12 protein-coding genes are annotated in these 13,412 nt (G+C 31.8%); 1 reads left to right on the top strand and 11 read right to left on the bottom strand.

Annotation, left to right across the window (positions count from 1 at the left end; all coding sequences use genetic code 11):
- Genes rplB through H6553_01350 form a run of 8 tightly spaced genes read right to left on the bottom strand, consistent with a single transcriptional unit; the run spans position 1 to position 5,719 of the window.
- Positions 1-828 (bottom strand): 50S ribosomal protein L2, encoded by an 828-nt coding sequence (gene rplB, locus H6553_01385; GenBank protein ID MCB9032471.1) that lies wholly within the window; start codon positions 826-828, stop codon positions 1-3.
- Positions 829-848: 20 nt separating this feature from the next.
- Complete coding sequence (gene rplW / locus H6553_01380; protein ID MCB9032470.1) at positions 849-1,139, bottom strand: 50S ribosomal protein L23; 291 nt, start codon at positions 1,137-1,139, stop codon at positions 849-851.
- Between the two features lie 3 nt (positions 1,140-1,142).
- Positions 1,143-1,778: a 50S ribosomal protein L4 gene (gene rplD / locus H6553_01375; protein ID MCB9032469.1), complete on the bottom strand. Its 636-nt coding sequence runs from the start codon at positions 1,776-1,778 to the stop codon at positions 1,143-1,145.
- Between the two features lies 1 nt (position 1,779).
- Entirely contained in the window at positions 1,780-2,400 is a 621-nt protein-coding gene (gene rplC, locus H6553_01370) for a 50S ribosomal protein L3 (protein MCB9032468.1), read from the bottom strand.
- A 4-nt stretch (positions 2,401-2,404) separates the two neighbouring features.
- Complete coding sequence (gene rpsJ, locus H6553_01365) at positions 2,405-2,710, bottom strand: 30S ribosomal protein S10 (GenBank protein MCB9032467.1); 306 nt, start codon at positions 2,708-2,710, stop codon at positions 2,405-2,407.
- An 11-nt stretch (positions 2,711-2,721) separates the two neighbouring features.
- Positions 2,722-4,827 (bottom strand): elongation factor G, encoded by a 2,106-nt coding sequence (fusA, locus tag H6553_01360; protein ID MCB9032466.1) that lies wholly within the window; start codon positions 4,825-4,827, stop codon positions 2,722-2,724.
- 12 nt (positions 4,828-4,839) lie between these two features.
- Positions 4,840-5,307, bottom strand: coding sequence for a 30S ribosomal protein S7 (rpsG, locus tag H6553_01355; protein MCB9032465.1), 468 nt, complete (start codon positions 5,305-5,307; stop codon positions 4,840-4,842).
- A gap of 28 nt (positions 5,308-5,335) precedes the next feature.
- Entirely contained in the window at positions 5,336-5,719 is a 384-nt protein-coding gene (locus H6553_01350) for a 30S ribosomal protein S12 (protein ID MCB9032464.1), read from the bottom strand.
- A gap of 1,196 nt (positions 5,720-6,915) precedes the next feature.
- Between H6553_01350 and H6553_01345 the strand changes: the two genes are divergently transcribed.
- Positions 6,916-9,399 (top strand): carboxypeptidase-like regulatory domain-containing protein, encoded by a 2,484-nt coding sequence (locus tag H6553_01345; GenBank protein ID MCB9032463.1) that lies wholly within the window; start codon positions 6,916-6,918, stop codon positions 9,397-9,399.
- A 108-nt stretch (positions 9,400-9,507) separates the two neighbouring features.
- Here H6553_01345 and H6553_01340 read toward each other — a convergent pair whose 3' ends face one another.
- The 3 genes from H6553_01340 to H6553_01330 form a co-directional block, all read right to left on the bottom strand.
- Positions 9,508-11,604, bottom strand: a complete 2,097-nt coding sequence (locus H6553_01340) for a thioredoxin family protein (GenBank protein ID MCB9032462.1) — start codon at positions 11,602-11,604, stop codon at positions 9,508-9,510.
- Between the two features lie 75 nt (positions 11,605-11,679).
- A complete protein-coding gene (gene purQ / locus H6553_01335; protein MCB9032461.1) occupies positions 11,680-12,381 on the bottom strand; it encodes a phosphoribosylformylglycinamidine synthase subunit PurQ in 702 nt (233 codons plus the stop codon).
- Positions 12,382-12,416: 35 nt separating this feature from the next.
- Positions 12,417-13,388, bottom strand: coding sequence for a hypothetical protein (locus tag H6553_01330; GenBank protein MCB9032460.1), 972 nt, complete (start codon positions 13,386-13,388; stop codon positions 12,417-12,419).
- Positions 13,389-13,412: the final 24 nt, after the last annotated feature.

The raw sequence follows: 13,412 nt of genomic DNA, 5'->3' as shown, positions 1-13,412 counted from the left end.
TTATTTTTTCTTGCGTTTAGAAATTATATATTTATTAGATGCTTTTTTGGTATTTCTAGTTTTTTGACCTTTAGCCATGATACCCGTTCTTGATCTTGGGTGACCACCTGAAGATCTACCTTCACCACCACCCATTGGGTGATCTACTGGATTCATTGCTACCCCTCTTACTCTTGGTCTTCTACCAGCCCATCTTGATGCACCTGCTTTACCTTTGATTAGTAAGCTATGGTCTGAGTTTGATACTGTACCTATAGTTGCTAAACAAGTTAATAAAACTAATCTTACTTCGCCAGAAGGCATTTTTACGATTGCAAACTTTCCGTCTTTACCTGTAAGTTGAGCAAATGTACCTGCACTTCTACAAATAACTGCTCCTTTACCTGGTTGTAATTCTATATTGTGAATGATAGAACCAAATGGTATGTTTGCTAATGGTAATGTATTTCCTACTTCTGGAGCTACTTTGTTTCCTGAAATAATTTCTTGACCTACTTGTAAACCTTCTGGAGCAATGATGTATCTTTTTTCTCCGTCTTTATACACTACTAAAGCGATAAATGCTGAACGATTTGGATCGTATTCAATAGATTTTACTGTAGCAGGAATATCAAATTTATTTCTTTTGAAATCTACAATTCTATATTGTCTTTTATGACCACCACCTCTTTGTCTCATGGTCATACGACCATTTTGGTTTCTACCACCTGTTTTGCTTAGAGTAACCAATAAAGACTTTTCTGGATTAGATTCTGTTACTTCTACGAAAGCATTAGAAACTTTGAATCTAAGCCCGGGAGTTACTGGTGTATATTTTTTAGTTGACATCTCTTCTTAGTTTTTAAATCTTACAAATCGTTATAAAAATCTATTTCTTCACCTTCTGCAATTTTTACGATTGCTTTTTTATAAGCTCCTTTTCTACCAGTTAAAATTGCTTTTTTAGTATATCTTGATTTTGGCTTAGATGGCATGATTGCAGTGTTTACTTCTTCTACATTAACGCCATACATCTGCTCTACTGCTTTTTTAATTTCAATTTTATTAGCTTTTTTATCAACGATGAATGCATATTTGTTATGCTTCTCGGTAATAGCAGAAGCTTTTTCAGAAATTAATGGTTTTTTAAGTATATCCATTGTTTATTTTTTTTCTGTTTTTGAATTATTCAATGATTCAATTGCTTTTTCGCTAATTAAAAGCATGTTATTGTTCAAGATATCATAAGCGTTTAATTGGTTAGCCATTACTAAGCCAGCACCTTGAATATTTCTTGACGCTAAATAGATATTATCGTTTAACTCTGGTAAAACCAATAATGATTTTGAGTTTTGTACATCAAAGTTTTTAAGCAATTTTACATACTCTTTAGTTTTTGGTGCGTCAAAAGAAAAATCTTCTATTACTTTTAATGTTTGACTTGCTACTTTAGATGATAATGCAGAAGCTCTAGCTAATTCTTTCACTTTTTTGTTTAGTTTGAAGCCATAATTTCTAGGTCTTGGACCAAATATTCTAGCACCACCTCTAAACAATGGATTTTTGATACTTCCTTTTCTAGAACCACCAGTACCTTTTTGCTTATGCAATTTTTTAGTTGAACCAGATAATTCTGATTTTTCTAAAGTTTTGTGTGTACCACTTCTTCTGTTAGCTAAGTATTGTTTTACTGCTAAATAGATAACATGCTCATTAGGTTGAACGCCAAATATTGCGTCATTCAACTCAATTTGTCTGCCTGTAGCTTTACCTTCTATATTAAATACTTCTACTTTCATTTTACTTCTTCTCAATAATTACGAATGCTCCTTTATGACCAGGAATTGCTCCTTTTACTAAGATTAAATTTTGGTCGGCAAGAACTTTTATCACTTTTGCACGAGTAACTTTTACTTTATCTCCACCCGTTCTACCTGCCATTTTCATGCCTTTAAAAACACGAGCTGGCGTTGAACAAGCACCGATTGAACCTGGAGCTCTAAGTCTGTTGTGTTGACCATGCGTAGCACCACCAACACCTGCAAAGCCGTGTCTTTTAACTACTCCTTGAAAACCTTTTCCTTTTGAAGTTCCAGTAACTGCTACTTTGTCGTTTTCTTGAATTAAGTTAGTATCAATTACATCTCCAACATTAACATCCTCAAAGTTTCCTCTAAATTCTACTAATTTAGCTTTAGGTGCAGTGCTTGCATTTTGGAAATGTCCTTTCATTGCTTTAGAAGTATTTTTTTCTTTTTTATTTCCAAAGCCAATTTGAATAGCATCATATCCGTCTTTTTCGGTAGTTTTCTTTTGTGTAACTACACAAGGACCAGCTTCCAATACTGTACAAGGTATTGCTCTTCCGTCTTCACCGAAGATTGTAGTCATTCCTATTTTAGTACCTATTAATCCTTTCATTTTACTATACTTTTATTTCTACATCCACACCACTTGGCAATTCTAATTTCATTAAAGCATCTACTGTTTTTGGTGTAGCACTATAGATATCTAACAATCTTTTGTAAGTACACAATTTAAACTGCTCTCTTGCTTCTTTATTAACATGTGGCGACTTTAAAACAGTAAATATTTTTTTGTTGGTTGGCAAAGGAATTGGACCTGTTACCAAAGCACCTGCATTTTTTACAGTTTTAACAATCTTCTCAGCAGATTTATCTACCAAGTTGTGGTCGTACGATTTTAATTTTATTCTAATTCGCTGTGTCATATTATTTTAAATTATTCAGCTTTAACTTTACTTTTTGCTTTAGATATAATCTCTTCTGCTAAGTTGTTTGAAACTGGAGCATAGTGAGAAAATTCCATAATAGATGTTGCTCTACCAGAAGTGATTGTTCTTAAATCGGTTACATAACCAAACATTTCAGACAAAGGCACTTTTGCTTTAATTACTTGAGCATTGTTTTTGATTTCCATACCTTCCATCATACCTCTTCTTCTGTTCAAGTCACCTACTACATCTCCTGTATTTTCTTCTGGTGTGATTACTTCTAATTTCATGATTGGCTCAAGAATGATTGGTCCTGCTTTTTTACAAGCTTCTCTGAACGCAAACTTAGCACATTGCTCGAAAGAGAAAGAATCTGAATCGACTTGGTGATAAGAACCATCGTTTAAAGTTACTTTTAAGCTTGGTACATCATAACCTGCTAATACTCCTGTTTTCATTGCTTCTTTGAAACCTTTTTCAACAGCAGGAATGAATTCTTTAGGAACTGCACCACCGAAAATATTGTTTACGAAAGTTAAACCTTCTTTTCCTTCTTCACCTGGACCAACTTCTACATCAATATCGGCAAACTTACCACGACCACCAGACTGTTTAGCATATTTTTCTCTATGTTTAATAGTATTAGTGATTGCTTCTTTATAGTTTACTTGTGGAGCACCTTGGTTACATTCTACTTTGAACTCTCTTAATAATCTATCTACGATAACTTCTAAGTGTAACTCACCCATTCCGCTAATTACTGTTTGAGCAGTTTCTTCGTCGTATCTTACTTTGAAAGTTGGATCTTCTTCTGCTAATTTACCCAAAGCCATCCCTAATTTATCGGCATCTTTTTGTGTTTTAGGTTCGATTGCCAAACCAATAACTGGATCTGGGAATTTCATTGACTCTAACACGATAGGTTTACCTTCTGCACAAAGTGTATCTCCAGTACGAATATCTTTGAAACCAACTGCAGCACCAATATCACCAGCACCTAATCTTTCGATTGGATTTTGTTTGTTGGCGTGCATTTGGAATATTCTAGAAATTCTTTCTTTGTTTCCACTACGAGAGTTGTAGATATAAGAACCTGCTTCTAACACTCCTGCGTAAGCTCTCATAAATGCTAAACGACCAACATAAGGATCTGTAGCGATTTTAAATGCTAATGCAGTAAATGGTTCATCGAAACTTGGTTTTCTAAAGATTTCTTCTCCAGTATCTGGATTAGTACCTTTGATTTCACCTCTATCTAATGGACTTGGCAATATTTCCATTACCAAATCTAACATTGTTTGAACTCCTTTATTTTTGAATGAAGAACCACATAACATTGGTACTATCTTCATATCGATAGTTGCACTTCTTAATGCATCTAAGATTTCTCTTTCTGTGATAGACTCTGGATCATCAAAGAATTTTTCCATTAATGATTCGTCGTATTCAGAAACTGCTTCTAATAAAACTTCTCTCCATTTAACAGCTTCTTCCATCATGTCATCAGGAATTGGCACTTCTTGGAAAGTCATACCCATATCTTCTGTATTCCAAACGATACCTCTAAAGTTGATTAAGTCAACCACACCTTTAAAGTTATCTTCTGAACCAATTGGCAATTGTAAAGGAACAGCATTAGAACCTAACATGTCTTTAACTTGTTGAACAACATTTAAGAAGTCAGCTCCAGATCTATCCATTTTATTTACGAAACCAATACGAGCAACATTATAGTTATTTGCTAATCTCCAGTTTGTTTCTGACTGTGGTTCAACACCATCAACCGCAGAAAAAAGGAATACTAGACCATCTAATACTCTTAAAGAACGATTTACTTCAACAGTGAAGTCGACATGTCCTGGTGTATCGATGATGTTTACATGATATTGATCTCCTCTATAATTCCAAAAAACGGTAGTAGCAGCAGAAGTAATTGTGATACCTCTTTCTTGTTCTTGAACCATCCAGTCCATAGTAGCACCACCATCGTGTACTTCACCAATTTTGTGATTTACACCAGCATAATATAAAATACGCTCTGTTGTAGTAGTTTTACCTGCATCGATGTGAGCTGCAATACCTATGTTTCTTGTATATTTTAAATCGCGTTTCATTTTTTACTTGTATTAAACTTTAAAGTGAGAGAATGCTTTGTTTGCTTCTGCCATTTTATGCATATCTTCTTTTCTTTTTACAGAAGAACCTTCTCCTTTAGAAGCTGCTATTAATTCTTGAGCTAATTTTTCGCCCATAGATTTGCCATTTCTTTTTCTTGCAAACATAATTAACCACTTCATGGTTAAGAATATTTTTCTATCTTCTCTGATAGGTGTAGGAATTTGGAAAGTAGCACCACCAATTCTTCTAGATCTTACTTCTACAGATGGCATTACATTTTCTAATGCTTTTTTCCAAATATCGTAACCTTCTTCTTCAGTAGAAGCTTTTACTTTTTCCATAGCTTCATAGAAAGATTTGTAAGCGATGCTTTTCTTTCCATCAACCATCATATTATTAACAAATCTAGTTACCAATGCGTCATTGTAAACTGGATCTGGTGCTAAATATCTTTTTTTTGCTTTTTGCTTTCTCATTGTATTAAAAAATTAGCGACTGTTATAATTATTTTGAAGCTGGTTTGGGTCTTTTAGTACCGTATTTAGATCTACTTTTCTTTCTGTCGTTTACTCCAGCTGTATCTAAAGCACCTCTAACGATGTGGTATCTTACCCCTGGTAAATCTTTAACCCTTCCTCCACGAATCATTACGATAGAGTGTTCTTGTAAGTTATGACCTTCGCCTGGTATGTAAGCAATGATTTCGTACTTGTTAGTTAACCTTACTTTAGCTACTTTTCTAAGTGCTGAGTTTGGTTTTTTAGGTGTAGTAGTGTAAACCCTTGTACAAACACCTCTTCTTTGTGGACAAGAAGTCAAAGCTTTTGACTTAGATGTCTCTTTTAGTTGTTTTCTTCCTTTTCTTACTAATTGTGATATAGTTGGCATTCCAATTAATTTTTAAAATTTGGACTGCAAAGGTAAGCGTAATAAATAAGAATACAAAACATTGTATTGAAAAAAATCATCATTTGTCTTGTAGTCTTATCTTCAAACCGAAGACAGTCACTACCCAAAAGAGTATTGCTACTCTTAAAAGTGGTGCAAAGGTATTGATAAAAACGATAAAATGTTAGTTTTTAATTGTTAAATCGTAGTTAAGTTATGGTTTTGGTAGATTGGGTTTATTATCATAGGTTTCACCACATGGTTACTTATATTAAAGTACTTTACACTTCTACTGCTATGAACCTGATTTCGGTTTAAAAATTATTATAAAATACTGTTTATCAACAATTTATATTTAGACAAATCTTAAAGGTTATACCGCTACGCTGTATTTTATAAAATTTTCTATCATTTCTAATAAGGTTGAAGTGCTACGCACTTATTAAGTTACTAAAATATGCTACTAATACAATATAAATCAAATACTTATAATATTTTTGGGTGTTTTAAAACCGAACTCAGGTTGTTTAATATTAATCAAGAATCCAAGCTATAGTATCTCCAAAGTATGTATATATTATAATTCTTAAAATTATACAAATTAGAAAAACCGCTAAAACCTTTTTGTTATAAATTAATTTAATTTTTTGTTTGTATTTAATTGATTTAACAACTAAAATTATAACTCTTATTACAGCATAAATAAAGCTAAAAAGAACTACAAAGAAAAAAATACTACTAATTGAGCTTAAATTAAAAAACAGTAAACCATTTGGTTCCTCATCTACTGCATACTTAGGCAAGTATCCAAGATGAATGTAAGCTAATAAGAAAATGAATAAATCAATTAAAACATCTATGATAAAAATATAAAAGTATATATTAATTCTCAATCTCATGTTTTATCTATTTTTACACCTCTTGAATTATCGTTTTCTATTAATTTCTATACCATTAATTAACTATTGCAAAACCTATATATTTTATCTAACCAAAATACATTATTACTTTGATTACTCTTTTATAGTTATAAATGTAATGCAAGTTATTGATGTACGCAAGTTGCATTTTGCTATTTATTACGATAAACTCATAATTTGGTATGATTTTTAGTAGAATGATGATAAAGAATTGTTAAGCCATCAACAAAATTTAAAAAAATAAGTTGAATAACAATATTTTTATACTGTAATACATTGAAGCGGTTTATATTCATATTATTTGCACTTTTTGGTGTTGTTAGTTATAGTAAAGCAGACATTACTCTAAAAGGTATTGTTGTTGATGCAAAAACTAAAGAACTATTGCCTTATACTAATATCTTAATAAGTTCTACAGAGGCATATATGACTGATGATTCTGGTTATTTTGAGTTTACTGTTAAAGAAAATGTAGATTCTATTGTTTTTACTTTTCTTGGTTATAAAGACGAAGTTTTAAAGCAACGGTTTTTTTCTAAAGACTCTATTACTGTAAAAATGAAACCAGATGGTTATATGTTACAAGAGTTTGTTATTCAAGCGAGTAAAAAAGTTAAAACTAAAGATACAGTAGCCATTAGAATTTTTAGAAATGTAGTGGCTCATAAAGATGACAATAGACCTAAACAGTACAACAATTATCAATATGAAGAGTATGCAAAAACAGTGGCTTCTTTATATAACATCAAAGACAAAATTCTAAAAAAGAAGATTTTAAAACCATTTAGGTTTGTTATTGAAAACATGGATTCTACCGAAAATGGTGTTAAATATGTGCCTCTTATTTTAAAAGAATCAATTACCGAAGAATATTATCAAAAAAAACCAGATAAAAGTAAATCGTTTGTTAAAGCCAGCAAAATTTCTGGTATTGAGCAATTGCGTTTTTCTGAGTTGCTAGATATTGCGTTTGATGAAGTCGACATCTACGACAATCAGACACAAGTAAATGGTATGACTTTTTTATTGCCTTTTGCCAATGGTGGTTTAACTTTATATCGATACTATTTAGTAGATAGTGTTAAAAATGCAGATAGTGTTTGGATTTATCAATTGGCTTTTGTTGCTAAAAGCAAAAGCGACTTACTATTTAATGGTAGAGCTTGGATTGAAGATTCTTCTTTCGCCATTACCAAAATTGATTTAAGTATTGACAAAAGAGCTAACTTAAACTTTGTAAACGACTTTATGCTAAAACAACGCTTTGAAGAAGTTGAAAACAAAGGTTGGTTTAAAGTGAGCGAAGAAAGAAGTACCAACATTGCTTTTACCAAACGCAAAAAAGCTAAAAGTGTTCGGATTTATCGTTCTATATCAAGAAAAGATATTGCCATAGATACTATTTTTCCAGATACCATTTTTAGTGAAGTTGGCGTTACTAATTTGCCAAATTATAATCGACAAAAAGATTCGTTTTGGTTAGCAAGCAGACATGATTCTTTAACGACATCAGAAGGTAAAGTTTATTTTTTGATTGATTCTTTGAAGCGAACTAAGTTTTATAAATCGATGTCGACTTTAGGTTCATTTTTTTCTAGTGGTTTTTATAAAATGGGAAAAAAGCAAATGCTTGAAGTTGGTAACTTATATCAGTTAATTAGTTGGAATGATGTAGAAGGTGTGCGACTTCGTGTTGACTTTAGGAACAATTGGCGAATGAGTGAATGGATTAGATTTAGAACCAAATTGGCTTATGGTACTAAAGATAAACGAATAAAATATGGAGCAGAAATATCATCGAAATTACCTGATAAAAAGAAACGATATCATAGCATTGGTGCTTCTTACTCTGATGATTATCAACGATTTTCATTATCGCCGAATGATTTAGAGTACGACTATATTTACAACTCACTTTTGAGAACACAGTCTATCACCGATTTAGTTTATATAAAAAGTGCTAACTTATTTTATTACAGACAGTGGTTGCCTAATTTTAATACTCGTTTGTCTTTCAACTATAAGAACTATCAAACCATTCCAGGAAAAATTGAGTTCATCAAAACACTTGATGATGGAACTGTAGTTAATCGAAATAAATTTCAGATATTTTCACCAAGTTTTACCATGCGAGCAACACCTGGTGCTAAATTTTTACAAACTGCCAGAAGAGAACGATTTGTAAAAGGTAATTTACCAAGAATAACACTCGACTATAATTTTAGCTTAAAAGGTTTTATTAGCGATTTTAGCTATCATAAACTAGAATTATTGATTGAAGAAAGATTGCCAACACCAATTGGTCATTCTATTATAGAGTTGCGTGGTTTTAAATTGTTTGGAGAAGCACCTTATCCTTTGTTGCATGTGCTAAGAGGAAATCAGTCGTTTTTATATGAAAAAGACCGATTTACTAATATGAATGAAGGTGAGTTCATTGCCGACCAAATGATAAGTTTTTTATTAGAACATCATTTTAATGGATTTTTCTTCAACAAAATTCCATTGATAAAAAAACTTGGATTGCGAGAAGTTTTTGTAACTAAAATGGCAGTTGGCAGTTTAGATAAATCGAAAGTGTCGTTTACCGATTTGCCAAGTACATTAAATGGCTTAAATGGTTTTTATGCTGAAGTTGGTTTTGCTATAGAAAATATTGCAAAGCTACTTAGAGTAGATTTTAGCTGGCGATTAACTCAGAAAGACAAAACAGACATTAAACCATTTAGAGTTGCCTTTAGCTTTAAACCAAGCTTTTAGTTGAGTAGCAATGAGTATAGATTAGTAAGTATTGAGATTTTTATTAGATATACTTAAGATTTATAGAAATTATACTTTCCTTCTTAGTTAAAGCAAAAATAGAGTAAACTATTCTTTCACCAATTTTTTATTCGTGCTTAGTCCACATTCTAGGAAACTAATGTAATTTTTTTCGTCGGCAGAAAAAGAATAATCTACTGGTTGATTAAGTAGTTGTTCCTGATTACTTACTAATACATAATATGGTTGCGAATTGGTTTTAAAGTGCTTGGCTTGGAAATCGCTCCACTTCTGACCAACCGTTTTTACTGTTCTCATTTTTCCTGTAGCATCTGATTCAAACCACTCATTTTCTGGTAAGTCAGTTCTGTCATCAACATAAAGTGAAATGATGACATACTGCTGCAATAAGCTTTGTACTGCTTTTTTTGTCCAGATATTTTCTTCAATTTTTCTACAGTTTACACAACCAAAACCAGTAAAATCTAACAAGACTGGTAAGTTATTGGTTTTAGCATACGCCATACCTTTGTCGTAGTCTTTAAAGTGTATAAACTGTTCGTGATTTTTGTCTTTAAAATTATAAGTAACTGGTGGAGCTAAACCACTCAACACCGATTTTAATGGTTGATATTTGATTCCGTTATAAGCCAAATATCCTACAAAAATTAAAGTTAAAACGCCTAATATTTTTCTAGTAGCACTAATTTTTTCGCCTTTATTATCGTGTGGAAATTTGATGATGCCAAAACTATATAGTGCTAATGCAAAGAAAATAAGTGTCCAAATTGCCATAAAAACTTCCCAACGCAATAATCCCCAATTTTGTGTCATATCTGCAATAGATAAAAACTTAAAAGCAAGTGCCAATTCTATAAAACCTAAGAATACTTTTACGGTGTTCATCCATCCTCCAGATTTTGGCAAAGATTGTAGCCATTGCGGAAATAAAGCAAATAGTGTAAAAGGTAAAGCCAATGCAGTAGAAAATCCTAGCATTCCGACTAATGGTTTTAATGGAATTCTTCCTAGAATAGATGCACCTCCACCAGTTGCTACTTCTACTAAAAGCGTTCCTATAATTGGTCCTGTACAAGAAAACGATACCAATGCCAAAGTAAATGCCATAAAGAAAATACCTAAGTTTCCACCTTTACTTGCTAAGCTATCTGACTTGTTTGCCCAAGCACTTGGTAGCGTGATTTCGTAAAATCCAAAGAAAGAAAATGCAAAAATTACAAATACGATAAAGAAAATTAAATTAAACCATACATTGGTACTCATAGCATTTAATGCATCTGAACCAAATACAGTTGTAATAATTAATCCTAATAGAACATATATTATAATTATAGAAATACCATAAAGTAATGCTTTCTTTAATCCTTGTTTTTTGTCTTTTCCGCCTTTAGTAAAAAAGCTAACAGTTAATGGAATCATAGGAAAAACACAAGGCGTAAGCAGTGCTATTAATCCACCTAAAAAACCCAGTACAAAAATTAACCAAGCACTTTTATCTTTCTTATCGTTTTGTACACTACAAGCACTATTTGCATATGAAATATCAAACTTTTCTGTGTTTACATTATCGATAGCACTTTTTTGGTCGATGTCTTGTGTTGCAACATCATCTGTTGTTGTAGTTGTATTTGTTATAGTACCATTTTCTGTAGTAGTAATATTGTCTTCTACATTATTGGTAGTAGTATTTGTTGGTTGCTCTGTAATTGTTGTAGTCGTTTGATTTTCTTTAGTAGGTGTAGTCGTTGTTTCTTGTGTAGAATTATTATTAGTAGTATTACTTGTAGTATTTTTGTACGCTAATTTAGCTGCAAAAGATTCTGGACCGAATGGCATACAACCTTCTTCGTCTTTACAAACCATGCCATCGAATTCGCCTTTAAGTGTAGTATTGGCTTTTACTTTTACTCTTTGACTAAAGGTAAGCGTATTGCTATAAGAACTTACATTGACACCAAACAATTCATCAAACTTTTTTTCGAGTTTTCCTGTTTCTTTTACTTTACCAATTAATTCTACATTTGGATTTTTATCGAACTTAAAAATGGTTGGCAATGGTCCTCCATCTTCTGTAAATTGACTATACATATGCCAATTCTTATCTAACTTTACGACTACATTTACCCAATATTCGTTGTCTGCAATTTCGCTTACATTGGCAGAATAAGTAAAATGATAATTCATTTGTGCAAATCCTTGTACTGAAAATAGTAAGCAAAAAAGAATTAGTAAGTGTTTAAGTTTGTGCATAATTATTGTTTAAGCATGAACAATATCTAATAATGATTCAAACAATAATTTTCCGTCTTTGTTTCCTAAAATAGTTTCGGCAGCTCTTTCTGGATGTGGCATCATACCAAATACATTTTTATTGGCATTGCAAATTCCTGCAATATTATTTACCGAACCATTTGGATTGCTTTCGTCTGTGATGTTTCCGTTGGCATCGCAATATTGAAATATTATTTGATTGTTTTGTTGTAGTTGTTGTAGTGTAGCATCATCGGCAAAATATCTGCCTTCTGCATGTGCAATTGGAATGCTTAGTGCTTGGTTTGGTGTAAGGTTTTTGGTAAGTGGTGTAGTTGTATTGGTTGTAGTGATGTACTGATTTTGACAAATAAATCGTTGGTCTTTATTTCGTAGCAAAGCACCTGGTAATAAATGTGCTTCGCATAAGATTTGAAATCCGTTACAAATTCCCCAAACAAAACCACCATTATTGGCATGTTCTATAATTTTTTCCATGATTGGTGAAAATCTTGCAATAGCACCACATCTTAAATAATCGCCATAAGAAAAACCACCAGGAATCATGATGCAGTCGTTGGTTGTTAAATCTTGTAAAGCAGTATCTTTATGCCAAAGTATTCTGACTTCTGCTTGCATTACTTTTTCGCAAACATGAGCTATATCGTGATCGCAGTTTGAACCTGGAAATGTAACAACGCCAAATTTCATCTTCTGAGTTTAAATTGAAATCAAACTTACAAGAATTAATAAAAAATATAGAGTATATGGCTTATAATTATTGTTAATAATAGTGCATAGTGTAAAATTGTTCTCCATTTTGGCAAACGCATTCGTAGCATTAAAAAGCTATTGTACACTGTAATTGGTATCAATAATATTGAAAAAACAGTGGTATCGTTGGTATAAGTAAATATTGCTGTTGCTAATAATGACATGCTAAATACATGAAATGCTGTTAGGTTTTTTCTTGTTTTTACACTAGTAGCAAACATGACGCCTCTTAAACTTATAAAACTAAAAATTACATACAATGCCATTAGTGCTAATGGTATGTATTGAAAATAGTTTTTAGTGAAACTGATGAATTGAAAAGGAAAGATTGAAAAATTATCAATAAAAAAAGCAATATCAAAAATATAACAGATGCTAAATGCAAAATATAATGGCAGTAACATTCCAAAGAAAATGAGTAAATAGTCTTTTACTTGAAATGGTTTTACAATAAAAATTGCTGCAAAAACTATTGGTACTCCAATTACAAACGATGGTAGTTGTAGTATGATTAATCCGATGACAATACCAATGAGCAAACAGATTGATTTATTGATGCTTGTACTTAGTGCAAATAATAATTGTAGCAAAACAAGAATAGTAAGATTGATAAAATGATAAGCAGACAATACATTATAGCTTGGAAAAATACAAGATGCTATGATAAAATACAGCAATGGAACGAATGAAAATTCTTTATTAAATCCGTTGACATTAAATAAGTAGTTGAGCCAAATTGCTTGAATAATAATAATGAGTTGTGCGAATACAAATTCTAATAAAAAATTATTGATTGAGATAAAGCTTACTGTTGTCCACCAATTATTGGTTGGATTTGTTGGTACATCGTATTGATAAAAAAAGAAAGGTGTTTTTAATAGTAAAAAGACAACTACCAAAATAGTGATTGCTAAAGGATTTTTTGATTTTAGTTGTAAAATCACGCTGTAAGTTTATTGTTGTTTGAT

This window comes from Chitinophagales bacterium (assembly GCA_020636535.1).
GTDB lineage: Bacteria > Bacteroidota > Bacteroidia > Chitinophagales > JADIYW01 > JADJSS01.
The sequence above is the reverse complement of the archived record's forward strand: the minus strand, read 5'-3'. Positions and strand labels throughout refer to the sequence as shown.